The sequence below is a fragment of the Lentzea sp. NPDC037011 genome, from assembly GCF_055607425.1.
This window is the reverse complement of sequence record NZ_JBVJRT010000015.1, coordinates 130,810-157,808: the sequence shown is the minus strand read 5'-3', so window position 1 is coordinate 157,808 and position 26,999 is coordinate 130,810. Positions and strand designations below refer to the sequence as shown.

Annotated in this window: 26 protein-coding genes; 18 read left to right on the top strand and 8 right to left on the bottom strand. The window is 70.6% G+C overall.

Features of this window, described 5'->3' with window-relative positions; all coding sequences use genetic code 11:
* Positions 1-12 precede the first annotated feature (12 nt).
* Positions 13-894 (top strand): methylenetetrahydrofolate reductase [NAD(P)H], encoded by an 882-nt coding sequence (gene metF, locus ACZ7CH_RS36010; RefSeq protein WP_360398552.1) that lies wholly within the window; start codon positions 13-15, stop codon positions 892-894.
* Here the strand turns inward: metF and ACZ7CH_RS36005 are convergent.
* Positions 891-1,553, bottom strand: coding sequence for a DUF3153 domain-containing protein (locus ACZ7CH_RS36005; RefSeq protein WP_458433753.1), 663 nt, complete (start codon positions 1,551-1,553; stop codon positions 891-893). The genes metF and ACZ7CH_RS36005 overlap by 4 nt on opposite strands.
* 97 nt (positions 1,554-1,650) lie before the next feature.
* Here ACZ7CH_RS36005 and ACZ7CH_RS36000 point away from each other — a divergent pair, with 97 nt between their 5' ends.
* A complete protein-coding gene (locus ACZ7CH_RS36000; protein ID WP_360398548.1) occupies positions 1,651-3,303 on the top strand; it encodes a DUF885 domain-containing protein in 1,653 nt (550 codons plus the stop codon).
* Between the two features lie 120 nt (positions 3,304-3,423).
* Here ACZ7CH_RS36000 and ACZ7CH_RS35995 read toward each other — a convergent pair whose 3' ends face one another.
* A complete protein-coding gene (locus ACZ7CH_RS35995; RefSeq protein WP_360398546.1) occupies positions 3,424-3,924 on the bottom strand; it encodes a VOC family protein in 501 nt (166 codons plus the stop codon).
* 24 nt (positions 3,925-3,948) lie between these two features.
* Between ACZ7CH_RS35995 and ACZ7CH_RS35990 the strand changes: the two genes are divergently transcribed.
* Entirely contained in the window at positions 3,949-5,514 is a 1,566-nt protein-coding gene (locus tag ACZ7CH_RS35990) for an alkaline phosphatase D family protein (protein WP_470375987.1), read from the top strand.
* Here the strand turns inward: ACZ7CH_RS35990 and ACZ7CH_RS35985 are convergent.
* Positions 5,491-6,228: a maleylpyruvate isomerase N-terminal domain-containing protein gene (locus ACZ7CH_RS35985; protein ID WP_470375986.1), complete on the bottom strand. Its 738-nt coding sequence runs from the start codon at positions 6,226-6,228 to the stop codon at positions 5,491-5,493. The two genes, ACZ7CH_RS35990 and ACZ7CH_RS35985, sit on opposite strands and share 24 nt — an antisense overlap.
* Positions 6,225-6,629, bottom strand: a complete 405-nt coding sequence (locus ACZ7CH_RS35980; RefSeq protein ID WP_360398540.1) for an SAV_6107 family HEPN domain-containing protein — start codon at positions 6,627-6,629, stop codon at positions 6,225-6,227. Before ACZ7CH_RS35980 ends, ACZ7CH_RS35985 begins: the two co-directional genes overlap by 4 nt.
* A 203-nt stretch (positions 6,630-6,832) precedes the next feature.
* On the opposite strand from ACZ7CH_RS35980, the gene ACZ7CH_RS35975 reads away from it, so the two are divergent.
* The 4 genes from ACZ7CH_RS35975 to ACZ7CH_RS35960 all read left to right on the top strand — a co-directional run bounded on the left by ACZ7CH_RS35975 (position 6,833) and on the right by ACZ7CH_RS35960 (position 9,592).
* A complete protein-coding gene (locus ACZ7CH_RS35975; protein WP_360398538.1) occupies positions 6,833-7,333 on the top strand; it encodes a YbaK/EbsC family protein in 501 nt (166 codons plus the stop codon).
* Positions 7,330-7,893, top strand: a complete 564-nt coding sequence (locus ACZ7CH_RS35970; RefSeq protein WP_470375985.1) for a GNAT family N-acetyltransferase — start codon at positions 7,330-7,332, stop codon at positions 7,891-7,893. The genes ACZ7CH_RS35975 and ACZ7CH_RS35970 overlap by 4 nt, the downstream gene beginning before the upstream one ends.
* A gap of 86 nt (positions 7,894-7,979) precedes the next feature.
* A complete protein-coding gene (locus tag ACZ7CH_RS35965; protein ID WP_470375984.1) occupies positions 7,980-8,609 on the top strand; it encodes a GntR family transcriptional regulator in 630 nt (209 codons plus the stop codon).
* Positions 8,606-9,592 carry a 1-aminocyclopropane-1-carboxylate deaminase gene (locus ACZ7CH_RS35960; protein WP_470375983.1) on the top strand — a complete coding sequence of 329 codons (987 nt, stop codon included), beginning with the start codon at positions 8,606-8,608 and terminating at the stop codon, positions 9,590-9,592. The genes ACZ7CH_RS35965 and ACZ7CH_RS35960 overlap by 4 nt, the downstream gene beginning before the upstream one ends.
* A 749-nt stretch (positions 9,593-10,341) precedes the next feature.
* Here the strand turns inward: ACZ7CH_RS35960 and ACZ7CH_RS35955 are convergent.
* On the bottom strand, positions 10,342-14,904 hold the full coding sequence (locus ACZ7CH_RS35955) for an ATP-dependent helicase (protein ID WP_470375982.1): 4,563 nt from the start codon (positions 14,902-14,904) through the stop codon (positions 10,342-10,344).
* 109 nt (positions 14,905-15,013) lie between these two features.
* Between ACZ7CH_RS35955 and ACZ7CH_RS35950 the strand changes: the two genes are divergently transcribed.
* The 8 genes from ACZ7CH_RS35950 to ACZ7CH_RS35915 all read left to right on the top strand — a co-directional run bounded on the left by ACZ7CH_RS35950 (position 15,014) and on the right by ACZ7CH_RS35915 (position 22,132).
* A complete protein-coding gene (locus tag ACZ7CH_RS35950; protein WP_470375981.1) occupies positions 15,014-16,876 on the top strand; it encodes an Hsp70 family protein in 1,863 nt (620 codons plus the stop codon).
* 49 nt (positions 16,877-16,925) lie between these two features.
* Positions 16,926-18,176 (top strand): MFS transporter, encoded by a 1,251-nt coding sequence (locus ACZ7CH_RS35945; protein WP_458433746.1) that lies wholly within the window; start codon positions 16,926-16,928, stop codon positions 18,174-18,176.
* Between the two features lie 9 nt (positions 18,177-18,185).
* The gene (locus ACZ7CH_RS35940; RefSeq protein WP_360398524.1) at positions 18,186-18,380 is read left to right on the top strand and encodes a DUF3046 domain-containing protein; all 195 of its coding nucleotides are present in this window, start codon (positions 18,186-18,188) and stop codon (positions 18,378-18,380) included.
* Positions 18,381-18,527: 147 nt separating this feature from the next.
* Complete coding sequence (gene recA, locus ACZ7CH_RS35935) at positions 18,528-19,574, top strand: recombinase RecA (RefSeq protein ID WP_360398522.1); 1,047 nt, start codon at positions 18,528-18,530, stop codon at positions 19,572-19,574.
* An 8-nt stretch (positions 19,575-19,582) separates the two neighbouring features.
* Positions 19,583-20,092 carry a regulatory protein RecX gene (locus ACZ7CH_RS35930; protein WP_360398520.1) on the top strand — a complete coding sequence of 170 codons (510 nt, stop codon included), beginning with the start codon at positions 19,583-19,585 and terminating at the stop codon, positions 20,090-20,092.
* Positions 20,093-20,096: 4 nt separating this feature from the next.
* A complete protein-coding gene (locus tag ACZ7CH_RS35925) occupies positions 20,097-20,723 on the top strand; it encodes a nucleotidyltransferase family protein (protein WP_360398518.1) in 627 nt (208 codons plus the stop codon).
* Between the two features lie 45 nt (positions 20,724-20,768).
* On the top strand, positions 20,769-21,224 hold the full coding sequence (locus tag ACZ7CH_RS35920) for a MarR family winged helix-turn-helix transcriptional regulator (RefSeq protein ID WP_360398516.1): 456 nt from the start codon (positions 20,769-20,771) through the stop codon (positions 21,222-21,224).
* Positions 21,225-21,331: 107 nt separating this feature from the next.
* Complete coding sequence (locus tag ACZ7CH_RS35915; RefSeq protein ID WP_470375980.1) at positions 21,332-22,132, top strand: alpha/beta fold hydrolase; 801 nt, start codon at positions 21,332-21,334, stop codon at positions 22,130-22,132.
* Between the two features lie 54 nt (positions 22,133-22,186).
* Here ACZ7CH_RS35915 and ACZ7CH_RS35910 read toward each other — a convergent pair whose 3' ends face one another.
* Positions 22,187-22,987, bottom strand: a complete 801-nt coding sequence (locus ACZ7CH_RS35910) for a S1 family peptidase (protein ID WP_470372209.1) — start codon at positions 22,985-22,987, stop codon at positions 22,187-22,189.
* Between the two features lie 397 nt (positions 22,988-23,384).
* Here ACZ7CH_RS35910 and ACZ7CH_RS35905 point away from each other — a divergent pair, with 397 nt between their 5' ends.
* Genes ACZ7CH_RS35905 through ACZ7CH_RS35895 form a run of 3 tightly spaced genes read left to right on the top strand, consistent with a single transcriptional unit; the run spans position 23,385 to position 25,461 of the window.
* Positions 23,385-23,537 (top strand): hypothetical protein, encoded by a 153-nt coding sequence (locus tag ACZ7CH_RS35905; RefSeq protein ID WP_470375979.1) that lies wholly within the window; start codon positions 23,385-23,387, stop codon positions 23,535-23,537.
* Positions 23,538-23,579: 42 nt separating this feature from the next.
* Positions 23,580-24,347: an RNA ligase family protein gene (locus ACZ7CH_RS35900; RefSeq protein WP_470375978.1), complete on the top strand. Its 768-nt coding sequence runs from the start codon at positions 23,580-23,582 to the stop codon at positions 24,345-24,347.
* Positions 24,340-25,461 (top strand): AAA family ATPase, encoded by a 1,122-nt coding sequence (locus ACZ7CH_RS35895; RefSeq protein WP_470375977.1) that lies wholly within the window; start codon positions 24,340-24,342, stop codon positions 25,459-25,461. Before ACZ7CH_RS35900 ends, ACZ7CH_RS35895 begins: the two co-directional genes overlap by 8 nt.
* Before the next feature lie 180 nt (positions 25,462-25,641).
* On the opposite strand, the gene ACZ7CH_RS35890 is transcribed toward ACZ7CH_RS35895, so the two are convergent.
* Positions 25,642-26,514 (bottom strand): DUF4142 domain-containing protein, encoded by an 873-nt coding sequence (locus ACZ7CH_RS35890; protein WP_470375976.1) that lies wholly within the window; start codon positions 26,512-26,514, stop codon positions 25,642-25,644.
* A complete protein-coding gene (locus ACZ7CH_RS35885) occupies positions 26,515-26,862 on the bottom strand; it encodes a hypothetical protein (protein ID WP_470375975.1) in 348 nt (115 codons plus the stop codon).
* Positions 26,863-26,999: the final 137 nt, after the last annotated feature.

Genomic DNA, 26,999 nt, shown 5'->3' with positions numbered 1-26,999 from the left:
AGGGTGGGGACCATGACGTCGGTGGTGGAGCGGCTGCAGGGGCAGTCCCCCAAGTTCTCGGTCGAGTTCCTCCCGCCGAGGAACGCGGACGACGAGCGCGTCCTGTGGACCGCCGTGCGCGAGCTGGAGGCGTTCGACCCGGCGTTCGTCTCGATCACCTACGGCGCCGGCGGTTCGAGCCGCGACCGCACGATCCGCGCCACCGCCCGCGTCGCCCAGGAGACGACGCTGCTGCCGGTCGCCCACCTCACCGCCGTCGACCACTCGGTGGCCGAGCTGCGCAACGTCATCGGCTGGTACGCGGCGGTCGGCGTGCGCAACGTGCTGGCGCTGCGCGGCGACCCCCCTGGCGACCCGATGGGCGAGTGGGTCGCGCACCCGCAGGGCCTGACCTACGCGGAGGAGCTCGTGCGGCTCGTGCGCGAGCTCGGCGACTTCTGCGTGGGCGTGGCGGCGTTCCCGTACGGGCACCCGCGCTCCGGTGACCTCGCGACCGACGTGAAGTTCCTGGTGCGCAAGCTGAACGCCGGCGCGGACTACGCGGTGGCGCAGCTGTTCCACGAACCGGAGCCGTTCCTGCGCATGCGCGACAGCGTGGCGGCGACGGGCTGCACGGCGACGTTGCTGCCGGGGATCATGCCGATCCTGTCGCCGCGCGCGCTCACGAAGATCGTGGAGCTGTCCGGCGCCGACCTGCCGGTGGAGCTGGCACGCCGGCTGGACCGCTACGCCGACGACCCGGCCGGGTTCCGCGCGACCGGCATCGACATCGCCACCGAGATGTGCCGGCGCCTGCTCGACGAGGGCGTGCCGGCGCTGCACTTCTACACGATGAACCGGGCCAAGGCGACGCGCGAGGTCCTGGGCCGCCTGGGCCTGGTGACGCGCGCCTAGACCGTCACGTTGCGCTTGTGCGCGAGGAGCGCGAGCACGACGACGATCAGCGCCGCACCGCCGGTGAGACCCGCGACGAGCAACACCCAGCCGAGGAACGAGCTGGAGTTCTCGCCCGCGTACTGCACGGTGGCCTGCAGCATCGACGCCTGACCGGGTTTCGGAGACCACGCGATCGTGTTGTTCTCCTCCTCCCGGCCGTTGGTGTTCACGACCCGGCCGGGGAAGCTGACCTTGACCTGGATGTCCGCGCGTTCCACCGGCACCTGGGTCAGGTCGACCGAGCCCGACAGCGTGACCAGGTCGCCGGAGCGCCGGAAGTTCAGGCTGTAGCGGCTGTTCGACGAGCTGGTGGCGGTGGAGAGCGTGCGCATCTCCTCGAACGACAACCCGTTGAAGAACAGCTGCGTGCCCGCGTACGACTCCACCCGGTACGGCTTGGTGGTGACGCGGCTCGCGAGCTCCGGCGGCACCTTGAGCTGGGGACCGGGGTCGTTGTCCTGCGTGGGCGGGGTGGCCGCGACGATCTCACCCGAGACGCGGTCGTCGTCGGACACGGCCATCGCCGCGTACACGCGAACGCAACCGCTCAACGAGAACAGGGTGAGCAGCAGGAAGACCGGCACGAGCAGTGCCGAGGATCTACGCACGGCGGACATCCTGCCAGGACGGCCGGGACGACGCAGTCCCTCCTTTGGTCGTGAGCTTGACTAACTACCTTTTGGCGTCGATCACCGCGAGGTAGCGTCTGCGGCCATGGCATCCGTGCACGACATCAGCAACAAGTTCGTCACCGACCACGTGGCGCTCGACCCCATCACGGCCACCAGCCTGGGCTTCGCCGGTTCCGACGACCAGCTGACGGACTTCTCCCCGGAAGGGCACGCGGCACGCGACGAGGTCGCCGCCCGCGCACTCGCCGACATCACGGCCGCCGACCCCGCGGATGCTTCCGAAGCGGCGGCGAAAGCCGTGTTCCAGGAACGGGTCGGTCTCGAACGCGAGCTGTACGCCGCCGGCCTCACCGAATCCTCGCTGAACGTGATCGCGAGCCCCATCCAGTCGGTCCGCGACATCTTCGACCAGATGCCGACCGACACGCCCGGGCAATGGGCCACGATCGGGCGGCGTCTCGCGGCGGTACCTGCCTCCCTGTCCGGTCTGCGGGCCTCGCTGTCGGCCGCCGCGGCCCGCGGGAACGTGTCCGCGCTGCGCCAGGTGACCAAGGTGGCCGACCAGTGCGACACGTGGGCCGGCACGTTCTTCGGCTCCTTCGTCGCCAAGGCGGACGTCCCCGGCTCGGTGCGCGCCGACCTCGACTCCGGCGCCGCGGCCGCGTCCGCCGCCTACGCCGACTTCGCCTCGTTCCTGCGCACGTCGCTGGCACCGCTCGCACCCGAGAAGGACGCCGTCGGCGAGGAGCGCTACCGCCTCGGCTCCCGCTACTTCACCGGCTCGAAGCTCGACCTGGCCGAGGCCTACGCGTGGGGCTGGGAGGAGTTCCTCTCCATCGAGGCGGAGATGAAGGAGGTCGCGGCACGGCTCAAGCCCGGCGCCTCGCTCGCGGAGACGGCGGCATATCTCGACGAGCACCCCCGCTACCAGGTGCACGGCCAGGACGGCCTGCGGGCGTGGATGCAGGAGCTGTCCGACAAGGCCCTGCTCGACCTGCGCGACGTGCACTTCGACCTGCCGGACGCGCTGATGAACCTCGAGTGCAAGATCGCCCCGCCCGGCGGTGGCGTCGGCGCCTACTACACGCCGCCGACCGCGGACTTCTCCCGGCCCGGCCGCATGTGGTGGTCGGTCGCCGAGGGCAAGACGGTGTTCCCGACGTGGCGGGAGACCTCGACGGTCTACCACGAGGGCGTGCCGGGGCACCACCTCCAGTGCGCGACGGCGGTGTACCAGTCGGAGAGCTTGAACGACTTCCAGCGCCTCATGTGCTGGGTGTCGGGTCACGGCGAGGGCTGGGCGCTGTACTCGGAACGCCTCATGCGCGAGCTCGGCTACCTCGACGACGACGGCGACCTGCTCGGCATGCTCGACGCGCACCTGTTCCGCGCCGCCCGCGTCATCATCGACATCGGCATGCACCTGGAGCTGGAGATCCCGCAGGGGACCGGGTTCCACCCCGGTGAGCGCTGGACGCCCGAGCTGGGCCTGGAGTTCATGCTCACCAGGACGCTGACCGAGGCCGCGCACGTCCACGACGAGATCGACCGCTACCTCGGCTGGCCCGGCCAGGCCCCGGCGTACAAGATCGGCGAACGCCTCTGGCTCGCCGCCCGCGAGGACGCCCGTGCCCGCAAGGGCGCGGACTTCGACCTCAAGCAGTTCCACCAGCAGTCGCTGGAGATGGGCTCGATGGGCCTCGACACCCTCCGCGAACGCCTCGCCGCGCTGTAGCCGCGTTCAGCAAGCGATGTGCGATGTGCGATATCCGGTATACCGGCGTGAGCACCAGCTGCGCCCCAGCTGACTGATATACCGGATATCGCACATCGGTGGTGTGCAACGCCACACCGGTCAGGACACGGCGGCGGCCCACCGCACGCGGACGCGGTTCGTGAACGGGTCGGCGTCATCGGTGCGCACGAACTCCAGCCACGGCCCGCCGGCCTCCGGCCGCACCGAGGCGAACCCGTCCCCGCTGCGCACCACCGGGTGCCCGGTCGCCCGCGCCGCCGCGAGCGGGTCGTGCGCGTCGACGACCACCGCCGCGATCGCACCGGTGTACTCGGGACGAGGTTCGAGCACGCAGAACTCGTTGCCCTGCGGGTCTCTCAGCACCACCCACGGCACATCGCGCTGTCCGACGTCGGCGTGCTCGGCACCCAGTTCCACCGCCCGCGCCACGATGTCCGCCTGGTTCTGCGGCGAGGTCGACGCCAGGTCGAGGTGCACCCGGTTCTTCTCGATCTTCGGCGCGTCGCTCCACACGAACGTCAGCTCGACCTCGTCGCCCGCGAGCTCGGACCAGAACGCCGCCAGCGCGGAGGGATCTGCGGCGTCGAACGTGATTTCCACTCGTACGAGGGTACTGTCTCGCGGGTGACGAAGCTGGTGCTCGGACCGCTCCTCAGGTACGTCGACTCGACCTCGGCCACGGTGTGGGTCGAGACGGACGCGGCGTGTGAGGTGACCATCGCCGGCCACACGGCGAGGACGTTCCAGGTGGGCCGCCAGCACTACGCCCTGGTGCGCATCGAGAACCTGGGGCCCCGCACCGAGTACGACGTCCGGCTCGACCGCGAGCTGGTCTGGCCGGAGCCGGGCAGCGACTTCCCGAAACCGGTCATCCGCACCGGCCGGGTGCGCCGCATCGCGTTCGGTTCCTGCCGCGCCGCCCCCGACCAGCCCCTGGGCCCCGACGCCCTCGACGCCTTCGCGCAACGGCTGATGCGCCAGCCGGAGGAGGAGTGGCCGCAGGCGTTGCTCCTGCTGGGAGACCAGGTCTACGCCGACGAACCGACCGAGGGCACCAAGCAGTGGTTGTGCGAGCACCGCCGCGGTTCGGAGGAACCCGACGGCGAGGTCGTGCACTTCTCCGAGTACGCCCGGCTCTACCACGAGACCTGGGGCGACCCGGAGATCCGCTGGCTGCTGTCGGTCGTGCCGACGTCGATGATCTTCGACGACCACGACGTGCGCGACGACTGGAACACCTCCTCCGCCTGGAAGCAGCGGATGCAGGACAAGCCGTGGTGGCGCGACCGCATCCGCGGCGCGCTGTCCTCGTACTGGGTGTACCAGCACATCGGCAACCTCGCCCCGGACGAGCTCGCCCGCGATCCCTTGTACGCCAAGGTGAAGGCGCAGGGCACCGACGTGCAGCCGATGCTGGAGGAGTTCGCCGAGCAGGCCGACAAGGAGAACGAGGGCCGCAAGTCCACGCGGTGGAGCTACCGGCGCGACTTCGACCGCATCCGGCTGCTGATGATCGACACGCGCTGCGGCCGCATCCTGGAGGACGACCGCAGGCAGATGGTCAGCGACGCGGAGTTCGAATGGCTCGAACGCAACTCCGAGGGCGACTACGACCACCTGCTGATCGGCTCGTCGCTGCCGTGGCTGATGCCGCACGCGCTCAGCCACTTCCAGTCCATCAACGAGGTCGGCGCGCGCAAACCCGGCTGGCAGGGCAAAGCCGCCGAGCAGGTCCGCCAGGTGCTCGACCTGGAGCACTGGCCCGCGTTCCGCGAGTCGTTCGACCGGCTGACCCGGATGATCCGCAACGCGGCCGACAACGGCTGCGCCACCGTGAACGTGCTGTCCGGCGACGTCCACCACAGCTACGTCGCCGAAGCTGACTTCCCCGTGCCCGCCAAGGCAACGGTCACGCAGCTCGTGTGCTCGCCGGTGCACAACGAGGCGCCCAAGGCGTTGCGCCCGGCGTTCCGGCTGTCGTGGTCACGCGGCGCCGGACGGGTGTTCCGCCGGCTCGCCACGTTCGCCGGTGTGCCGGAGGACGTCGTGCGGTGGCGCAAGACCACCGGCCCGCACTTCGGGAACTCCGTGGCACTGCTGGACTTCGACGGCCGCCGCGCCCGCTACCGGCTGATCTCGGCAGCGGGCGGGGAGACCGCCTCGGTGTCACTTGGTCGCGAGCCGCAGTAGCGCCCACAGCTGCGCGATGGCGTCGTGGTCGCCGTAGACCTCGATCATCCGGTCGGGCAGGCGACCCCACAGCCAGCGGTACATCGTCATCGGGCTCGCCGTCACCAGTGCGTCGGCGTGGTCGGCCTCCTCCGGTTCGACCCGCCACGCCGAAGCGCCCTGCGGCCCGCACCGGGTGAGCCACACGTGGTCCTCGACGCGCACGGCGACCAGCTCGTCACGCGACCCCCGCACACCGAGGGTGTCGAGCTTGTGCCCCAGCCACAACGTGAGCACCTCGTCGACGCCGTCGAGCGCGACCTCGTCGCCGACCGGACCGGCCGCCAAGCCCGCGGCGCCCTGCACGTCCATGCGGTGCACCGTGGTCTCGTGCGCGAGCCGGCGCCGCCAGAAACCGTAGTTCCGCTGTTCCGGCCACCACGTCGCGCACGGCTCGTCCTCGTCGTGCGCGGCGAGCTCCGCGATCACGGCCTCGGCGCCCGAACGCGTGAAGTCCAGCAGGTCCTGCCCGTCCGCGGGGTGGCGCTGCCACTGCCGCGGCTCCTCCCCGACGCGCAGGTACTCCGACGTCCAGTGGTAGCCGCTGCCGACGTGCCGCACGGTCTCGCCCAGGTTCAGGCCGGGACAGGCGGGCACGCCCTTGTGCGTGGGCTGGCCGAGCGCGGACATGACGAGCAGATCAGCCTCACGCCGCAACACTTCCAGTGCGTTCACCGCCTGCCCTCGTTCATCACGTGACCCACCAGACCGACGAACTGCTCGGTCTGCCTCACCAAGTCGTCGGCCGTGCGCGCGTTGACGTGGCGTGTGATCCCCGCGAGCACAGCGGCGCGCGTCGAGGACCACTCCGCGAAGAACGCCGCCCACTCCCGCATCTCCGGTGCTATCGCGGCAAGCAACACCCACGCGCTCGTAGGCCTGGAACGCCCGCGGTGCGGGCGTCCGCGCAACGCGAGCACCGCCGCCGCGGCGCGCAGAGCGGCCAGGTAGGCGGCGGCGAACCGCTCCGGTGGGTCGGGGGTGCGTTCCGCCTCGGCGAGCGAGTCGCGTGCCTGCTGCAGCAACGCGAGCGCTGAAGCGGGGGGCAAGGGGATCGGGAAGGCTGGTGCTGACATCTCGGCCTCCTCGTGGCGTCGGTGAACGACGTCTCCGCCGAGGGGAAGCCGGCGGCTCTCGGAGGTGGGGTGCTTCCCCCACCCCACCTCCGAGGCATTGTGCGACTCGAACACATGTTCGAGCCCTCTCCAGCGTAGCTCCCGGCCGATGGATTCCTCAACCCGGCCCACCGCTCAGCGCCCGCTCGTGGTCTGATGGTGTGGTGAGTGCTGTCGAAAACCCTGCGGAGCACCCCGGGATCCGCAAAGTCGCCGCCGCTCTGCCGCCCGCCGCCGCGGCGCGCATCGTCGTGCTGTCCGACGCGGTGCGCACGGCGGCCGCCGCAGCCGAGGCGGTGGGGGTACCGGTGGGCGCGATCGCGAACAGCCTGCTGTTCGCCGCCGTCCGCGACGGCGTCGCGACCCCGCTGCTGGTGCTGACCTCCGGCGCGCACCGCGCGGACACCGCGCTGGTGGCCGGGCTGGTGGGCGCGGACGCGGTCAAGCGCGCCGACCCCGACTTCGTGCGCGAGCACACGGGCCAGGTGATCGGCGGCGTCTCCCCGGTCGGGCACCCAGCGCCGATCGAGACGCTGGTCGACGAGTCGCTGTCGGGCTACGAGGAGGTCTGGGCCGCCGCCGGGCACCCCCGCGCCGTGTACCCCACGACGTTCGCGGAGCTGGTCGAGCTGACCGGTGGCCGCGTCGCGGTGGTCGCGCAATGACCGCGTCGCCACGCCTGGAGCGCATCGTCGAGATGAGCGCCGCCGAGCTGAACGTGCGACTGAGCGAGGCGCTCGAGCTGTACGTGACCGCGATGAACTACCCGCCCGGCACCGTCGAGCAGCGCGCCCCGATGTGGCTCGCGCACATGATGCGCGAGGACTGGCGCTGCGTGGTCGCGGTGGGAGAGCAGGACGAGCTCGTCGGCATCGGCTACGGCTACCGCGGCGCCACCGGGCAGTGGTGGCACGAACAGGTGCGGCGCGGCCTCATGGCCGTCTCGTCGCCCTCGGTCGTCGACGAGTGGCTCCAGGACTACTTCGAGCTCACCGAGCTGCACGTGCTGCCGCGCGCCCAGGGCCGTGGCCTCGGCGAGGAGCTGCTGCGCAGGCTGCTGGACGGCGTTGGCTCCTCGCGCGTGCTGCTGTCCACTCCCGAAGGCCCGAGCAAGGCGTGGAAGCTGTACCGCCGCGTCGGGTTCCAGGACGTGCTGCGGCACTACCAGTTCACCGGCGACCCGCGCCCGTTCGCCGTGCTCGGCCGGATTCTGCCGGTCACCTAGCTCTACGTCGTCCCACTTCCCGGCCGCAGCACACCTCGTGCTGCGGCCGGTTGCGTTTGCCTGTGACCCACCCTACTCTCACCAATATGCAATATATTGGATATGGGTCGCTGAAAGAGCGAGCTGCGGCAGAGATCAGGTCGGCGATCGTGCGCGGCGACCTCGAACCGGGCACCGCCATCAAGGACGTCGAGCTGGCCCAGAAACTCGGCCTCTCCCGCACCCCGGTGCGCGAAGCCCTGGCGACCCTCACCGACGAAGGCCTCGTCGAGACCAAACCACACGCCTACACCCGCGTCACCGCACTGGAAGCAGAACCCGTGCGCGACGCCCTCGTCGTCGTCCAGACGATGCACGCCCTCGCCGCCGGCCTCGCCGTCCCCCGGATGACCGACGACGACTTCGCCACCATGCACACCGCCAACAAGGCGTTCAAGAAGGCCCTCGACGCCAACGACGCCGTAGCCGCCCTCGCCGCCGACGACGAGTTCCACGCCGTCGCCGTCCACCGCTGCGACAACTTCGCGATCACCGCCACCATCGACCGCTTCACCCCACTCGTCCGCCGCGCCGAGCACAACCGCTTCTCGTCCCCCCACGCCCGCCACTCGGTGACCCAGCACCAGCAGATCATCGAGGCCTGCGAACGACGCGACGACAAGCAGGCCGCTCTTCTCGTGGACGAGAACTGGGGCACCCTCCTGGAGGAGCTGTGAACAGGTTCCCGCTGCTCTTCGGCCCGTCCCCGGTCCACCGCCTCGACCGCCTGATCGCCCACCTCGGCGGCGCCGCGATCTGGGCCAAGCGCGAGGACTGCAACTCCGGCCTCGCCTACGGCGGCAACAAGACCCGCAAACTTGAGTACCTCGTCGCCGACGCCCTCGCCACCGGCTGCGACACCCTCGTCTCCATCGGCGGCATCCAGTCCAACCACACCCGCCAGGTGGCCGCCGCAGCCGCCTGCGCCGGCCTCAAAGCCGTGCTGGTGCAGGAAAGCTGGGTCGACTGGACCGACACCGGCCACGACCGCGTGGGCAACATCCTGCTGAGCCGCATGATGGGCGCCGACGTCCGCCTCGTGAACGCCGACTTCGGCATCGGCGTCAAACCCGCCTGGGAACAGGCCATCAACGACGTCCGCGCCGCCGGCGGCACCCCCTACCCGATCCCGGCAGGCGCCTCCGACCACCCCCTGGGCGGCATGGGCTTCGCGACCTGGGCCGACGAGGTCCGCGAACAAGAAGCTCAGCTCGGCATCTTCTTCGACACCATCATCGTCTGTTCGGTCACCGGCAGCACCCAGGCCGGCATGGTCGCCGGCTTCGCAGGCGACCCCAACCGCCGCGTCCTGGGCATCGACGCCTCCGCGAAGCCCGCGGAAACCCTCGCCCAGATCACCCGCATCGCCCACAACACCGCCAAGCTCCGCAACACCACGGTGTCCGAAGAGGACATCCTCCTCGACGACCGCTTCCACGCCGGCGTCTACGGCCTGGCCGACGACACCACCCTCGACGCCATGCGCCTCGGCGCCCAGCTCGAAGGCATGATCACCGATCCGGTCTACGAGGGTAAGTCCCTGGCCGGCCTCGTCCACCTCGTGAGCTCAGGCGAGATCGACCGCAACTCCACCGTCCTCTACGCCCACCTCGGCGGCCAACCCGCACTCAACGCCTACAGCTCCCTCTTCCCGGCCTGATGCTCGTTGCCTGTCACTCCAACGGGTGAACCTTGTCCTGATCCGTCAGTTCGCCCGCCCGCAATGCGGAGGAACGCGGGGGTGCGACCAGGGTTCGGATCTTGAGGTGAGGGAGAGGGAGGCCGACGAGCAGACGCGGTTCGAGCCAGCTGACGGAGGCCAAACCAGCGCGGCCAGTGCCGAGTGAGGTGGGGTGGAACCGCGGGGCGAGTGGGATGTCGGCGCGGGTTGTGTCGACTGTGGACTTGTCGTCGATGAGTGGGCGGCGTCTGCGATGTGGTGAGTCGGGAGTGCTCGGCTCGGCGGGTTGGGCTCGGCGGTATCGCAGAATCGGGCGTCGCACTTGGCTTGGAGATCGGGCTGGGGTGAAGCGCGCCCATCGAGTCAGCCAACGCTGCTCGGGTCGGCATCAGCAGGCTTGTTGAGCCGGACCGGGTGATCGGGCACCAGCGGAAGTTTGCTGGCTGCACCTGACCAATCGCACTCGGCCAAGTGGTGCCGCGCCAAGCCGTGCGTGCCTGCTCGCGCCGCGCTCCGCTAACCCGCACCTTTCTGTCACGCCGCACTCCGGACGACCTGCGCCCGGCCGGCCTGCGCCCCTGCCAACCCGCACCCCTGCCAACCCGCGTCCCGCCAACCTGGACCCTCGCCACGCCGCGGCCGGGCCAATCCGCGCCCCGGCCAACTCGCGCCCGGCCACAGCCGCGCGCCACCCATGCTGCCTACGCCAATCCGGCTCTGGGGTGAGGTCAGGCGCGGAGGCGGAGGCCCTTCGGGGTGGCGCGGAAGCCAGCCTCTTGCAGGACGGTGGCCAGGTGGGAGGTGAGGGCGGATTCGCCGTCGGCGCGTTGGACGGCCAGTTGGCCCAGCCAGCCGTCGCGGACTGCGCGGCTCAGGGCGGTTGCGGCGGTGCGGAGGGTTTGGTCGTCGTCGGTGAAGGAGAGCAGGGACTTGCCGCCGCGTTCCACGTAGAGGGCCGGGGTGCCGTCGACCAGGACGGCCAGGGCACCGGCTTTGCGGGCGGGGCGGTGTTTGCCTTCGCCGAGTGGGGTGGGCCAGGTGAGGGCGGCGCCGTAGGGCTGGGCCGGGTCGGCTGCGGCCAGGACCACGGCGGGCTGGTCCGCCTGTGCGGGTTGGCCCGGGGAGCGGGAGAGGGTGCGGAGGCGGTCGACGGCGCCGCGGGCGGCGAACTGGGCGGCGCCCAGGCCTTCCACGACGTAGCCGCGGATGACCTGACCGGACTCCTCCATGGCGCGCAGGACGCGGTAGACGGAGCTGAAGCCGCCGGTCACGCGTTCGGTGTCGAGGGCGCCGCGGGTGAGGACGCCGTGGCGTTCGAGGAACGACTCGGCGCGGGCGGCGGCGCGGCGGGTCGGGTCGGCGGCCGGGGCGACGGCGAGGGACCAGCGGCCGGCCGCTGATGGCGGGCCGGTGCGGGAGGGCAGGTCGGGGCGGGCGGCGCGCAGGCGGGCGTAGCGGCCGCGCGGGGTGGCGCGGCGGGACTTGTGGGCGGCGCCGCCGCCGGAGACCAGGGCGCGCAGCGGGGCCAGGGTGTCGTTCGTGGCCAGGCCCGCCCAGACCAGGTCCCAGAGGGTGCCGACGACCTCGGCGTCGGTGCACTGCACGGACAGCGAGGTGCGGTCGACGACCTGGCGGAAGAAGAGCGCGCCGCCGGACAGGGACTCCAGCACCGCGGTGTGCAGCGGGGACTCGGGGATCGACTCCGGCACCAGGTCGGGCAGCAGCAGGTCGGCCACGTCGGTGGGGGCCAGCGCGATCCAGCCGTCGCCACCGGACAGGGAACCGCACCCGGTCCAGGTGACCTCGCCGGACGCGGTCAGCTCGTCGAGCAGGGCCGGGTAGTAGCCGGGCAGGCGCGACGGCAGCAGCAACGACTCCAGCGCACTCGCGGGCAATGGGGCGCCGGCGAGCTGTTCGACGACGGAGAACACGTCGTCGGCGGTCGGGGCGGAGCGCAGGCGGCGGCCGAGACCGTGCCACGCGGGCAGGAAACGGCCGAGCGCTGCGGGTTCGACCGGTTCGACCTCGGAGCGCAGGCGGGCGAGGGAGCCGCGGCGCAGGCGGCGCAGCACGTCGGCGTCGCAGTACTCGGTGTGGGTGCCGCCGGGGCGCAGCTCACCGCGGACCAGGCGGCCGGTGGCGGCCATGCGTTCCAGCACACCCGTCACGACGGCCACACCCAGGCCGAAACGGGCCGCGGGCTCGGTGGCGGCGAACGGGCCGTGGGTGCGGGCGTAGCGGTTCAGCAGGTCGCCGAGCGGATCGGCGACCGGTTCGGTGAAGGCCTCCGGGACGCCGACGGGCAGTGCCACGCCCAACGCGTCGCGCACCCGGCCCGCGTCCTCGATGGCGATCGTGCGTTCCTCACCGGCGATGCGGACGCGGATCGCACGGCGCTCCGCCACCAGCTCGTCCAGCCACTCCCGCGGCACACCGCGCTCCGCCGCCTCCGCGTCGGAGAGGTCTCCCAGGAACCGCAACAGGTCCGCAGTGTCCTCCGCGTGCCGGGGACGGCGGTCCGCGGACAGGCGCTGCAGGCTCTGCTCGACCTCTGCGACCACCTCGGGGTCGAGCAGCTCGCGGATCGCCTCGGAGCCCAGCAGCTCGGCCAGCAGCGTCGAGTCGAGCGACAACGCGGCCGCGCGGCGTTCGGCGAGCGGCGCGTCGAGCTCGTAGAGGAACATGCCGACATACCCGAAGAGCAGGCTGCGGGCGAACGGCGACGGCGACGGCGTCTCCACCTCGACCACGCGCACCCGCCGCGCGCGCACGTCCGACATCAGCTCACGCAGGCCCGGCACGTCGTAGACGTCCTGCAGGCACTCGCGCATCGCTTCCAGCACAACGGGAAAACGCTCGTACTTCGAGGCCACCGACAACAGCTGCGCCGAACGCTGCCGCTGCTGCCACAACGGCGTGCGCCGGCGCGGGTCGCGACGGGGCAGCAACAGCGACCGGGCCGCGCATTCGCGGAACCGGGCCGCGAACAACGCCGAGCCACCGACCTCGGCGACCACGATCTGCTCGACCTCGTCCGGGTCCAGCAGCACGTCCTCCGCGCTCGCGGTGACCTCCTGCCCGTCGGCGTCCAGCGCGTCGGGCAGCCGCAGGACGATGCCGTCGTCCGAGTGCGCCGTCTGCGCCTCGACCCCGCGCCGCTCCCGCAACCGTGCCGCGATCGCGAGGGCCCACGGCGCGTTCACCTGCGCGCCGAACGGCGAGTGCACCACGAGCCGCCAGTCGCCCAGCTCGTCGCGGAACCGCTCCACCAGCACGGTCCGGTCGTTCGGCACGTGCCGCGTGGCCTCCCGCTGCTCACCCAGGTACGCCAGCAGGTTGTCCGTCGCCCACTCGTCCAGCCCCGCCGAGGCCGCACGGGCACGCGCCGCCGCGTCCTCCATCGTGGACACCTCGCGCAGGAACTTCCCCATGGCACGGCCCAGTTCCAGCGGCCGGCCCGGCGCGTCGCCCTTCCAGAACGGCATCCGCGCCGGCTGGCCGGGAGCGGGCACCACGATCACCCGGTCGTGCGTGATGTCCTCGACCCGCCACGACGACGTGCCCAGCAGGAACGTGTCGCCCACCCGCGACTCGTAGACCATCTCCTCGTCGAGCTCACCGACCCGCGACCCGGGACCGTTCTCCGACGGCGGCGTCATCACCGCGAACAGCCCGCGGTCGGGGATCGTGCCGCCCGAGGTGACCGCCAGCCGCTGCGAACCAGGACGGCCGCGCAGCTCGGAGTTCACCCGGTCCCACGTGATCCGCGGCCGCAGCTCGCCGAACTCCTCCGACGGGTACCGGCCCGACAGCATGTCCAGCACCGCGTGCAACGCCGAGTCCGGCAGCCCCGCGAACGGTGCCGCCCGCCGCACCAGCGCCGTCAGCTCGTCGACCGGCCACGCCTCCATGGCCACCATCGCGACGATGTGCTGCGCCAGCACGTCCAACGGGTTGCGCGGGAACCGCACCGCCTCGATCGCACCGCTCTGCATCCGCTCGGCCACCACCGCGCACGACACCAGGTCGCCGCGGAACTTCGGGAACATCACGCCCCGCGACACCGCACCCACCTGGTGACCCGCGCGGCCGACGCGCTGCAGCCCCGACGCGACCGACGGCGGCGCCTCCACCTGCACCACCAGGTCGACCGCGCCCATGTCGATGCCGAGCTCCAGCGACGACGTGGCCACCACGCACGGCAGCCGCCCCGACTTCAGGTCCTCCTCCACGGCGGTGCGCTGCTCCCGCGACATCGACCCGTGGTGCGCACGGGCCACCGACGCGGACTTCTGCACCGTCAGCCCCGACTGCCCGATCGCCTCCGCCGGGAACGACTCCGGCCCGGTGCCCTCCGCGGCCGCGGCCGCCTCCTCGTCGAACTCGTTCAGCCGCGCCGTGAGTCGCTCCGCGAGCCGGCGCGAGTTCGCGAACACGATCGTCGACCGGTGCGCCCGCACCAGCTCCAGGATCCGCGCCTCGACCGACGGCCAGATCGACGTGCGCTGCTCGGCACCGGCCGCCGACCCCGACACCTCACCCGTCGGCTGGCCGAGCACCGACATGTCCTCGACCGGCACCTCCACCTCGACCTGGATGGTCTTCGGGGTCTTCGGCTGCACCACCGACACCGGCCGCCCACCGGCGAGGAACGTGCTGATCTCCTCGACCGGCCGCACCGTGGCCGACAGCCCGATCCGCTGCGCCGGCCGTTCCAGCAGCGAGTCCAGCCGTTCGAGTGACAACGCCAGGTGCGCGCCGCGCTTGGTGCCCGCCACCGCGTGCACCTCGTCGACGATCACCGTCTCCACCCCGCGCAGCGACTCCCGCGCCGAGGACGTGAGCAGCAGGAACAACGACTCCGGCGTCGTCACCAGCACGTCCGGCGGGGTCCGCCCGAACGCCCGCCGCTCCTCGGGCGACGTGTCACCCGTGCGCATGCCCACCGTGATCGACGGCTCCGCCAGCCCCAGCCGCTGCGCTGCCTGCCGGATGCCCGTCAACGGCGCCCGCAGGTTCCGCTCCACGTCCACGGCCAGCGCCTTCAGCGGCGACACGTACAGCACCCGGCACCGCCGCCGCGGCTCCTCCGGGACCGCGGCCGACGCCAGCCGGTCCAGCGCCCACAGGAACGCGGCCAGCGTCTTGCCCGAGCCCGTCGGGGCGATGACCAGCGCGTGCTCGCCCGCCGCGGCGGCCGCCCACGCACCCGTCTGCGCCTGGGTGGGCGCCGCGAAGGCCCCGGCGAACCACTGCCTGGTCGCCGGTGAGAATGCCTTCGTCACGTCCATGGAGACCATCATGACGCCGGGGTCTGACAATTTCTGATTGCGCAGGTCCGAGCACCCGCCGGAGCCCCCTGTGGCACGATCACCCCCGAACGTCTGTGAGGGGAGACCGGTGCGCGTCCTGTCCGTCGACCTGGGCACCGCCAACACGGTTGCGGTGCTGTCCGACCACGGTGTCGTGGATGTGGACGGGGGGCCGACCATGCCCTCGTCGGTCTACCTCGACGAGGACGGCACCCTGCTCGTCGGCAGGGAGGCCGAACGCCGGTCCCGGCAGGACCCGTCGCGCTACGAGGCCACGCCCAAGCGCCACATCGACAAGCCCACGATCAAGCTCGCCGGCACGCAGCTCCCGCTCAACGACGCGCTCGCGGCCGTCTACGCGCGCGTGATGGAGGCGGTGACCCCGCTGCTGCAGGGCGGGCAGCTCGACGAGATCCGCCTGACCCACCCGGCCGAATGGGGCCCGACCAGGCGCAACAAGCTCCTGTCCGCCGCACGGCTCGCGGGCATGACCGGTGAGCTCGTGCCCGTCCCCGAGGCCATCGCGGTGGCCTCGCTCGGCGGTGGCCGCCCGCTCGCGGTCTACGACTTCGGCGCCGACACGTTCGACGTTTCCGTGCTCGACGCGGAGCACCGCATCCTCGCCGACGGCAGCCTCAGCGACGTCGGTGGCCTGGACGTGGACGAGGCGCTGCTGGAGCACATCGGCCGCACCGTCTCGCACAAGGACCCGGCTGGCTGGCAGCGGCTGCTGCGCCCGGTCACCACCGACGACCACCGCGCCCGCCTCGGTCTGCGCGAGGAGCTGCGGCTCGCGAAGGAGGACCTCTCCGAGCTGCCCCAGGTCGAGGTGATGATGCCGGAGCCGTTCGAGAAGGTCGTCGTCACGCGCGGCGAGCTGGAGGCGCTGATCCGGCCCAGCCTGATCCGCAGCACCGAGCTGCTCATCTCCACCGTCCGCAGGGCCGGCGTCACGCCCGAGCACGTCTACCTCGTCGGCGGCTCCTGCCGGATGCCGCTGGTCGCGCAGACCATCGCGGAGAAGGTCGGCATCGTCCCGACCAACCCCGACCACCCCGAGACCATCGTCGCGTCCGGTGCCCTCGCCGTGGACCGCGCGACGATCACCCTGAAGGCCGAGGACGACAAGCCCCGGTACGACGAGCCGCCCACGGTCGTGACCACGCCGGTCAGCCCGGCCGTGAGCGCTCCGCACCCGGTCGGCCCCACCACCAGCGGCTCGTACCCGGTCGGCCCCACCGCGAGCGGTTCGCACCCGGTCAACCCGAGCACCAGCGGCGCCTACTCCGCCAGCGGCAGCTACCCGGTCACCGGCCCCTACCCGGTGAACCCGTCGGTCAGCGGCAGCTACCCGATGAACTTCCCCGTCCCCCAGCAGGTGCAGAAGAAGGACAACAAGAAGGTCCTGCTCGGCATCGGCGGCGCGGTCGTGCTGGTCGCCGGCGTCATCGGCGCGGTCTTCGCGCTGTCCGGCCCCGACCTGCCCAGCGCCGACGAGTGCAAGGACGACGTCACCCAAGACGGCCAGGGCTTCACCCGCTGCCTGCGCCAGCTCGCCGGCACCGTGCCCGACGGCGGCGGCTGCGAGAAGGCCGACTCCGCTCAGATCACCGGCATGGACGAGATCAAGGGCACGGTCGTGAGCTGCGCGGTCCGCGACGGCTACGAGGTCCAGTACATCCTCACCGACAGCGTCACCGGCGCCGAGAACAACGCCGACGCCGTCGTGAGGTCGTTCCAGACCGACCGGGTCGAGGCCGACTGGACCGGCAACGGCCTGGAGGGCACCTACCGGGCGGCCACCTCGAGCGGCACCGGCGTGCTGGTCTTCACGGCCAAGGGCCGCCCCATGTTCGGCATCCTCACCAAGCACGCCGAGGAGAACGCCGACGAGCTCAAGCCCGACGAGGTCGCCGACTTCTTCGAGAAGTCCGTCCAACCGGGGGAGTAACCGCAACGGCCCTGTCGGCGGGGCGCCCCGGCGTGCCACGATCGCGATCATGGTGACCGTCGCGCCGCAGGTCGAACGCGTGCAGCGCAAGGTCGTTCGGGTCCTGACCGGCACCCAGATCATGGGGTCGGCCGCGATGACGATCGGCCTCGCGATCAGCACGCTGATCGCCGCGTCGCTGTCCGGGTCCGACGCCGTCGGCGGGCTCGCGCAGACCGCGGCCGTCGCCGGAGCCGCACTGCTCGCCCTGCCCGGCGCCCGTCTCGCACAACGGCGCGGGCGCCGCCCGGCGTTGACCCTCGGCTACGGCATGGGCGCTATCGGTGCGTTGGTCGCCGCTGTCGCCGTGGCCCTCGGATGGTGGCCCATGTTGTTAGTGGGACTCCTCCTGTTCGGCGGTGCGTCGAGTGCGAACCTCGCGGCTCGTTATGCCGCAACGGATCTCGCGCACCCACAACGCCGTGCGCGTGAGCTGTCGCGCGTGGTGTGGGCGGCCATGATCGGCGCGATCGTCGGGCCGAACCTCGCGGATCCAGCCGGTCGGGTGACGGCCGCGATCGGGCTGCCGGTGGGCGTCGGGCCGTTCGTCCTCTCCGCGCTGGTGCTCGGGATCGCGGTGCTGGGCATCCAGCTCGGCCTGCGCCCCGACCCGTTGGTGGTGGTCAGGAGCACCCGGCCGGTGCAACCGGCGCACTGCTCCGGCGGCGGGGCGCCCGGTGGGGTGCGGATCTGGGGATCGCTCGGGCCGATGGCACGGCTTGCACTCGTTGGGGTGATGTTGTGCCACACGGCGATGGTCGGGCTGATGTCGATGACACCGGTCCACATGAACCACGCCGGGTCGTCGTTGCGCGTGGTCGGCATCGTGATCAGCCTGCACGTGGCCGCGATGTACGCGGCGAGCCCGTTGTTCGGGTGGCTGGCGGACCGGCTGGGCCGGGTGCCGGTGCTCGCCATCGGGGCGTCGCTGGTCGTGGCGGCCGCCGCGATCGCGGGCATGGCGCCCTCGCACGACGCCCCGCAGCTCGCTGCGGGCCTGGTGGTGCTCGGGTTCGGCTGGTCGGCGGGGCTGGTGTCGGGGTCCGCGCTGCTCACGGAGTCCGTGAGTGTGGACGAGCGCCCCGCGGCGCAGGGGCTGTCCGATCTGATGATGAACGTCGGCGGCGCCGTGGGTGGCGCGGTGGCCGGTGTCGTCGTGACGGCGTGGTCGTACGCCGCGCTCGGGCTGATCGTGGGGTTCACCGCGCTGCCGCTGCTCGTCGTCTGCCTCTTCGCGTCGCTGCGCAGGACCGCCCGTTAGGGTCTGTGCGTGCGCCTCACCATGTTCCGCAAGCTGATGTCGGGGGAGTTCGGCGAGGTCAGGGGGGAGATGATCGCCCGCGACCACGTGCTGTCGTCGCTCGGCGGCCGCACCGCCGACCAGGCGCTGGAGGCCGGGATCGACGCGAAAGCGGTCTGGGTCGCCGTGTGCGAGGCGTTCGAAATCCCCGAAAACCGCCGCTGACCTCGCGGGCCGGAGTGTCACGTGTGCTCGAACACGTGTTCGGCTACAGTGGCCCCGACCCCCGGCTTCGCAAAATTGTCAGACCCCGCCAGTAGCGTCAGGTCCAACATGACGAAGCAACGGCAGACGACAAAAGGTGGACCCAAGATGGCACCCGCAGCACCCGACCGGGACAAGGCGCTCGAGCTGGCCCTGGCGCAGATCGACAAGCAGTTCGGCAAGGGCTCCGTGATGCGCCTCGGCGAAGAGGGCCGCGCCCCGATCGAGGTGATCCCGACCGGTGCGATCGCGCTGGACGTGGCGCTCGGCATCGGTGGTCTGCCGAGGGGTCGTGTCGTCGAGATCTACGGTCCGGAGTCCTCCGGTAAGACGACCGTGGCGCTGCACGCCGTGGCGAACGCCCAGAAGGCCGGTGGCATCGCGGCGTTCATCGACGCCGAGCACGCGCTCGACCCGGAGTACGCGAAGAAGCTGGGCGTCGACACCGACGCGCTGCTGGTCTCCCAGCCCGACACCGGTGAGCAGGCCCTGGAGATCGCGGACATGCTGGTCCGCTCCGGTGCGCTCGACATCCTGGTCATCGACTCGGTCGCCGCCCTCGTGCCGCGCGCCGAGATCGAGGGCGAGATGGGCGACAACCACGTCGGTCTGCAGGCCCGCCTGATGAGCCAGGCGCTGCGCAAGATCACCGGTGCGCTCAGCGCGTCCAACACGACCGCGATCTTCATCAACCAGCTGCGCGAGAAGATCGGCGTGATGTTCGGCTCCCCGGAGACCACGACCGGTGGTAAGGCGCTGAAGTTCTACGCCTCCGTGCGCCTGGACGTCCGCCGCATCGAGACCCTGAAGGACGGCGGCGAGCCCGTCGGCAACCGCACCAGGGTCAAGGTCGTGAAGAACAAGGTCGCGCCGCCGTTCAAGCAGGCCGAGTTCGACATCCTCTACGGCAAGGGCGTCAGCCGCGAGGGCTCGCTCATCGACATGGGCGTCGACCAGGGCATCCTGCGCAAGTCCGGTGCCTGGTACACCTACGAGGGCGACCAGCTCGGCCAGGGCAAGGAGAACGCCCGCAAGTTCCTGCTGGAGAACCCGGACATCGCGAACGAGATCGAGAAGCGGATCAAGGACAAGCTCGGCATCGGCGCCACGCTCGACGCCGACGAGTCGGCACCCGCGGCTCCCGTCGAGTTCTGAGTTCCGCGTTGGACGAGGCTGAGGAGCAGCGCAAGGCACGCGACATCTGCTACGCGCTGCTCACCGCTCGTGCCCGGTCCCGGCGCGAGCTGCACGACGCGTTGCTGCGCAAGGGGATCAGCGAAGGCGTGGCCGAGGTCGTCCTCGGCAAGTTCGACCGCGCCGGCCTGATCGACGACGCGCAGTTCGCGGAGATGTGGGTGCAGTCGCGGCACAACTACAACGGTCTCGGCCGCCGCGCCCTCACCATGGAGCTGCGCCGCAAGGGCGTCGCCGACGAGGTGGTGGCCGAGGCCGTCGCCGCCGTCGACGGTGAGGCCGAGGAGGAGAAGGCCCGCGAGCTGGTTCGCAAACGGCTGCGCACCATGTCCGGTGTGGACGAGACGGCGAAGATACGCCGTCTCGTGGGGGCGTTGGCGCGCAAGGGATACGCGGAAGGCCTCGCGTACCGGGTGGTGCGCGACGAGCTGCGTGCCACCGGGGACGAGGCCTCGGCGCTGGACGAGCCCTGGTCGTAGGCCCGTGCAGCACGGGGCCGCGCTCGCCCGGCTACCGGTGGACGACCAGGTCATGGCGTTGCGTGCGGTCCTCGCGCGCAACGAGCTGCTGGTCGAGGTCCTGACCCGGGCCGCGGGACTGGGCCTGCCGGGTTGGTACCTCACGGCGGGCTGCGTGGTCCAGACGGTGTGGAACGTCGTCACCGGTCGCCCGTCGGGCGAGGGCATCAAGGACTACGACCTGTTCTACTTCGACGACTCCGACCTCGGCTGGGCCGCCGAGAACGAGGTCATCGAGGTCGGCGCGCGGGTTTTCGGCGACCTGCCGGTGGACGTCGAGATCCGCAACGAGGCTCGTGTGCACCTCTGGTACGAGGACCGGTTCGGGGTGCCCTGCGCGCCCCACACTTCAACCGAGGCGGCCATCGACTCGTTCGCCGCCACGACCTGTTGCGTGGGCATCAGGCTCGAAGGCGACCGGTGGCGGGTCTACGCGCCACACGGGCTGGCCGACGTGTTCACCCTCGTAGTCCGCCCGAACCCGGTGCTCGCTCCTCGCGGTGTCTACGAGGAGAAGACCCGGCGGTGGCGTGCTCAGTGGCCGGAGCTGACTGTGCTCCCGTGGCCCGAACCGGTGATCGACGGCCGGTGACCGATCTTGCCGCTCGTCCGGTTCGTCACGAGTAGCCTGAACCACGTGAGCACCACTCCCGAGGCGTCGCCCGCTGTGACCCCCACGGTCTCCGAACTGCTGTGCTTCGACCTCTACACGACGTCGCGGGCGGTCACCGGGTTCTACCGGCCGATCCTGGACAAGGCCGGCATCACCTACCCGCAGTTCCTGGTGATGCTGCTGCTGTGGGAGCGGGACTCGCGGCCGATCAGGGAGCTCGTCCAGGAGCTCGACCTGGAGTACAGCACCCTGTCGCCGTTGATCAAACGGCTGGAGAAGAGCGGGCTGCTGGTGCGCGTCACGCACCCCGATGACGAGCGTTCGGTGCTGGTCCAGCTCACCGACAAGGGCCGTGAGCTCAGGTGGATCGGTGCGGAGATCACCACCCGGCTGAGCCAGGCGCTCGGCATGGACGCCCAGGAGATCGAGGTCCTGCGCAAGGCCCTGCACCGGGTTAAGCACGGCGCCGAACGCCAGTGAGCTGAATTACATCGCGTACGAGGTAACTCGTCCGGTAGCTTACATCGTGCACGACTTAATCGAGCACGATGCACCATCACCCGGTGCCGGACGAGAGTGAGAGAGCAATGCGAGTTCGCAAGGTTTTCGCCGTTCTGGGGACCCTGTTGGCCCTGGCCGCCGCCATTCCGTCGGGTGCCGGTGCCGTGGAGAAGACCGAGAAGCCCGGCGCCAAGAAGCCGACCATCGTGCTGGTGCACGGCGCGTTCGCGGACGCCTCCAGCTGGAACGGGGTCGTGGAACGCCTGCAGCGCAAGGGATTCCCGGTCGTCGCGGTGGCGAACCCGCTGCGCGGCCTGACTTACGACGCCAACTACCTTCGCAGGGTCCTCGCCTCGATCGAGGGTCCCGTCGTGCTGGCCGGCCACTCCTACGGCGGCATGGTCGGGTCGCAGGCCGCGCTGGGCAACCAGAACGTGAAGTCGCTGGTCTACGTCGCCGCGTTCGCGCCGGAGAAGGGCGAGAGCGCGCTGGAGCTGTCGAACAAGTTCCCCGGCAGCACGCTCGGCGACACGCTGCAGGTCATCGACCTCGGTGACGGCACCAAGGACCTCGCGATCCAGCAGGACGAGTACTGGCAGCAGTTCGCCGCCGACGTCCCGCGCCGTGAGGCGACGCTGGCCGCGGCGACGCAGCGGCCGGTCAACGACTCCGCGCTGTCGGAGGGCGCCGGTGAGCCCGCGTGGCACGCGATCCCGTCGTACTTCGTGAACGCGGGCAAGGACAAGAACATCCCGGTCGCAGCGCAGCGGTGGATGGCCGAGCGCGCCCACGCCAAGGCCGTCGTCGAGGTCCGCGACGCCTCGCACTCGGTCGCGGTGTCGCACCCGGAGGCCGTCGCCGACATGATCGTCCGCGCGGCGCGGTAGTGCGCGGACCAGGAAGCCGGGACGCGGCAAGGGGCGTCCCGGCTTCCGCCGTGCCTACGGCTTCGCGACCGCGCAGTCCGGCAACGACAGGTCGAGCGTCGTTCCGGGACCGAAGCAGGAGACGAAGCCGAACGTCTGCTGGCCGTAGTTGATGCCGCGCCGGACGGTCACCTGGCCGGCGGCGTCCACCTCGCACGGGTTGTTCATCGTGCAGCGGCCACCGCTCTCGTTGCCGGTGTTGTTGACGCCGACGACCTTGCCGCTGGTGTTGTCGATGATCGGCGAGCCCGAGGTTCCGCCGATCGTGTTGCACGCGGACGTGTAGCGGATGGAGTCGCGCCAGGTCCAGGCGTCCTCCCTGAGCTGGTGCACGAACCCGTCGATCTGGCAGGAGTAGATCCGCTTCCAGTAGCCGGAGACGACACGGATGTCCGTCTGGGCAACGGGGTGCGAGGCCGACAGTTCCAGCGCACGGCTGCCGTACTGCTGCTGGATCTGCCCGTAGGTCGTGTTGAGTTGGTAGAGCGCGGCGTCCGTGCCCGTCATCGTCGCGTAGACGAGCTTGGTGCCGGTGAGGGTCGCGATCTTCGAGCCGGACCCGCCGAGCAGGCTGAAGCTGCGGGACACGGTCTGGTTGACGATCACCTCGCCGGCCTTCATCAGCTTGACGCAGTGCCCGTTGGTGAGCACGAGCGCCTTGTCCGCCGCCGTCGAGGACGGCAGCCGGACCAGTGAGCCGGAGCAGTTGTTGAGCGCCACGATGCCGGTGAAGTCGACAGCGGCCTGAGCGGGTGCCGTCGTCACGCCGAGCGCGGCGATCGCCGCGAGCAGGGTTCCGAGGAGTCGTCGTGCCATTGCAGGGTCCTTTCGGGAAATGGCATCCAACCGGGCCAGCGTGTACGGATCGTATCCGCGCCGCTACCTTCGGAAGTCGGGTGCCGCGCCCGCGTTAACTCGATCGGGCGGTGTCCGTAGGTGGATCTCCGCGCTGTTCGTGCTGTTCACGGCCGGTGTCGTGGTCGGCATGCCGTGGAATGTGGCGGGTAACGGGCGAAGCAGACCAATCGACTTGGTGATCACACTTCGCAACCGCCCAGAGAGCACGTGATGACCCTCGGGACAGCCGGTGTCCTCGGCTCGCCGGTCATCATCTTCAACAACGTCACTGCCATCGCCGCGTGTCGGTCGACGTGGCGGCGCCTGTGCCGCCACGCCCGGCGAGTACGCCTCGCCGACGACCATCGCCCGTGCCGTGAAGTTCACCGTCACGATCACCAACGGCACGAGTGCCGCGTTCGAGACCGCGCTGCTGTCGCTCGGCAACGACGCGCAGCTGGGCGAGATGCAGCTCGTGTGCGAACCGAGCCTCGGCTCCGACAAGGCGGCGTTCGTCGGCCAGGCGTAAACCGTTCGCCCCCGCCTGCCGCGGCGAGCTACAAATCGGGGCATGTTGCGCAAGTACCCGCGGACGCCCCACCTCCAGGGCTCGCGCCTGCAACCGGGCGACGAGGACCTCGACCAGGTGCCGTTCCGTGCGATCGCGGGACGGCACCTCGTCGTCGAGGAGAAGCTCGACGGTGCCAACGCGGGCATCAGCTTCACGCCCGACGGCGTGCTGCGGCTCCAGTCCCGCGGCCACTACCTGACCGGTGGGCCGCGTGAACGGCAGTTCGCGCCGCTCAAGGCGTGGGCCGCGACGCATCAGGCGGTGCTGCACGAACGGCTCGGCTCACGTTTCGTGCTGTACGGGGAATGGTTGTACGCCAAGCACACCGTGTTCTACGACGCGCTGCCGCACCACTTCTGCGAGTTCGACCTGCTCGACCGGGAGACCGGCGAGTTCCTGTCCACTCCGGAACGCCGGCGCGTGCTCGCGGGCACGCCCGTGGTGTCCGTGCCCGTGCTGCACGAAGGTCCGTTGCGGGCGCTCAAGGACCTGAAGGCGTTGGTCGGGCCGTCGACGTGCCGCACGGCGCGATGGCGTGACGTCTTGGTGGAGGCGGCGCGCTCGGCCGGACAGGACCCGGATGTCGTTGTCGCGGAAACGGATTCCGACGACGACATGGAAGGCCTCTACGTCAAGGTGGAGGAGGGCGGTCGTACGGTCGAGCGGTACAAGTGGGTGCGACCGACGTTCCTCACCGCCGTGCTGGACTCGGGCAGCCATTGGCAGGACCGGCCTGTCCTGCCGAACCGGGTGGTGGACCGTGTTTGAGCAGCTCTGCCCGGTCGGTCCATCGTGGACGCTGGACTGGGATGCGGTGCGTGACGAGTTCGCCTGGGTGCGCGCGTTGGAAGGTGTTCCGCAGGACTCGGTGCATCACGCCGAGGGAGACGTTGCGACGCACACGCGGATGGCGTGCGAGGCCTTGACTGAGCTGCCGGAGTGGCGGGCGCGACCGGAGGCGGACCGGGTGCGGTTGTTCGCGGCGGTGCTGCTGCACGACGTGGCGAAACCGTTCCGCACGCAGGTCGAGGACGGCCGGATCACCGCGCACGGCCACTCGCGGGCCGGGGACCTGATGGCGCGCCGGCTGCTGTGGGAGATGGGGCGGCCGATCGAGTGGCGTGAGCACGTCGCCGCCCTGGTGCGCCACCACCAGGTGCCGTTCTGGGCGCTGGAACGGCCGGACCTCGACCACATCGCGTTCCGGGTGAGCCTGCTCGCGCGCAACGACGACCTGGCGACGCTCGCCCGCGCCGACATCCTCGGCCGGATCTGCGGTGACGCCGCGTCGGTGCTGGAGAACATCGCGCTGTTCGAGGAGTACTGCCGCGAACGCGCGTGCCTGGACCGGCCGCGGGAGTTCCCGTCGGACCACGCCCGGTTCCAGTACTTCCGAACGCCCGGCCGCGACCCCGGTTACGCCGCCTACGACGACACGCGCGTCGAGGTGACCGTGCTGTCGGGTCTGCCCGGTGTCGGGAAGGACCACTGGATTGCCACCCATCGGCCGGGCTGGCCCGTGGTGAGCTTGGACGCCGTGCGCACACGGCTCGGTATCGCTCCCGATGGCGACCAACGGGCCGTGGCGGCGGCTGCGTTCGAAGAAGCGCGGGTGCTGCTGCGGGCGGGGGAGCGGTTTGTGTGGAACGCGACCAACATCTCGCGGCAGCTCCGTGACCGTTGCATCGGGCTCGCGGCGGACTACCGCGCGCGAATCACGCTCGTCGGGCTGGAAGCACCGAAGGACGTGATCCACGCCCGCAACCGCTCCCGTCCGGAACCCGTGCCGGCCGCCGTGATCGACCGGCTCGTCGACAGGTGGGAAGCCGTCGACCCCACCGAGGCGCACATCGTCGACCGCGTCGACACCTCCCGCTGCTGACGACCTCGTCATCCGACAGCTGACGAACTCATACCGCGCTGACCTGGCCTCTAGCAACCAGTCTTTTGATGACGACCGCAAACGAGTCATTGCAAAGGCTGCTTCCGGTGGGTGCAGAGCTATAGGGAGAGCTAAGGGCGGGGCGCTGATATATCGGTTGGTGAGGGCTCAGCCGATATATCAGCGGCGGTGCTCGCCGTGGTGGCCGACGGCGCGGACGAGCCAGAGGGTTCCGGCGCCGGCGACGACGAGCACGGCGATGCCGGTGAGGAAGCCGATGCTCGTGGAGGAGTCGTCGGGTGGCGGCGGGGTGTTCTGCTTGGCCTGGGCGACCGGTGCCTCGGTCATCTGCAGGGACGTCGCCTTCACCAGGCCCGTGCTCTCCAGCAGCAGCATGTGCTTGAGCAGGAGCGTCAGGCCGGTCTGCGCGGCGGTGCGGGCGGGGGCACTCCTGGTCGTAGCGCGAGCTTGGGCGACCTCGACGATGAGCGAACCGTCCGCGGCGCGCGCCAGGTTCGCGAACATGCGGTCGAGCTCATCGCCCGAGCTGGACGAGACGGCGTTCGCCCACGACTTCTGCTCGGCCGTCGGCTCCGCCGGCAGGGCCACGCCGAGCTGCGCGGCGGCGTCGGTCACCGCCCGGGACAGCTGGGTGTGCTCGGCGGCGAGCTGACCCGCCACCTTGCGGACCTGGGCGTCCCTGCCCCGGTCGGAGGCCTCCCGGCTGGTCGGCTTCTGCCACAGCGAATGCCGGGCGAGCAGTACCAGCACCTCGCGGTCCGGTGGTTCCACGTTCTGGCCGATCACCCGCACCGAGTTCACCTGCGCCTTGGCGGTCACCAACTCGAAAGCGGACGGGTCGGCCAGGCCGGTGTTCTCCAATGTCATCATGGTGCGGACGAGGGTTTGCACGGTCTGGTGGGCGAGCGTGCGAATTTCGGTGTTCTGCGTCAGCGCTCGCGTTTGCGTGGCCGTCACCAAAAGGCCGCCCTGAGCCTGTCGCACGATCGTCGCGTAAGCGCGGTCGTGGTTGTCCCCGGTGCGTTCGGCCATCTACCGGATGAGTGACAGGTGTTCACTTCTCACGTCGTTCGGCAGGACGGTGCCAAGTTCCGAAGCGGCTTTCAGCAGGTCGACGTCGAGTCGTGAGTGTCCCTCGAAAATTTCCCTCGCGGCGTTGCTCAGTCCGGTGTTCGTAGTGCGCGCCGGAGCGTCTTTGCTCACCGGAACCAGCCACGAGTCGGCTTGGCGGAGCGACACCATGAACTGGCGGTCGGAATCCTGCAGATCCGCCGACTGGCCGTGTGCTGGAACCGTTCCGAGAAATCCCCAGGAAAGTGCTGCGGACAGCAAAGTGAAAAGCGCTGCCTTCTTGCTCGGCGTACCCGGCCGGTGACCCATAGTACCCGTTCCTCCCCGTGATCGAGCTGCCTTCGAAGGTGATACGGGCTGGTGGGGCGGTAGTTCACGGGAGGTGCGCACTCTATATATGACATGGATCACACAAGCTTTCGCGAACCATTCGACACTGATTTACG

Coding starts and splice junctions, on each gene's coding strand:
- metF (WP_360398552.1), top strand. CDS start 13: ATGACGTCGGTGGTGGAGCGGCTGCAGGGGCAGTCCCCCAAGTTCTCG.
- ACZ7CH_RS36005 (WP_458433753.1), bottom strand. CDS start 1,553: ATGTCCGCCGTGCGTAGATCCTCGGCACTGCTCGTGCCGGTCTTCCTG.
- ACZ7CH_RS36000 (WP_360398548.1), top strand. CDS start 1,651: ATGGCATCCGTGCACGACATCAGCAACAAGTTCGTCACCGACCACGTG.
- ACZ7CH_RS35980 (WP_360398540.1), bottom strand. CDS start 6,629: ATGTCAGCACCAGCCTTCCCGATCCCCTTGCCCCCCGCTTCAGCGCTC.
- ACZ7CH_RS35970 (WP_470375985.1), top strand. CDS start 7,330: ATGACCGCGTCGCCACGCCTGGAGCGCATCGTCGAGATGAGCGCCGCC.
- ACZ7CH_RS35965 (WP_470375984.1), top strand. CDS start 7,980: ATGCAATATATTGGATATGGGTCGCTGAAAGAGCGAGCTGCGGCAGAG.
- ACZ7CH_RS35955 (WP_470375982.1), bottom strand. CDS start 14,904: ATGGACGTGACGAAGGCATTCTCACCGGCGACCAGGCAGTGGTTCGCC.
- ACZ7CH_RS35945 (WP_458433746.1), top strand. CDS start 16,926: ATGGTGACCGTCGCGCCGCAGGTCGAACGCGTGCAGCGCAAGGTCGTT.
- recA (WP_360398522.1), top strand. CDS start 18,528: ATGGCACCCGCAGCACCCGACCGGGACAAGGCGCTCGAGCTGGCCCTG.
- ACZ7CH_RS35915 (WP_470375980.1), top strand. CDS start 21,332: ATGCGAGTTCGCAAGGTTTTCGCCGTTCTGGGGACCCTGTTGGCCCTG.
- ACZ7CH_RS35910 (WP_470372209.1), bottom strand. CDS start 22,987: ATGGCACGACGACTCCTCGGAACCCTGCTCGCGGCGATCGCCGCGCTC.
- ACZ7CH_RS35900 (WP_470375978.1), top strand. CDS start 23,580: ATGTTGCGCAAGTACCCGCGGACGCCCCACCTCCAGGGCTCGCGCCTG.
- ACZ7CH_RS35890 (WP_470375976.1), bottom strand. CDS start 26,514: ATGGCCGAACGCACCGGGGACAACCACGACCGCGCTTACGCGACGATC.
- ACZ7CH_RS35885 (WP_470375975.1), bottom strand. CDS start 26,862: ATGGGTCACCGGCCGGGTACGCCGAGCAAGAAGGCAGCGCTTTTCACT.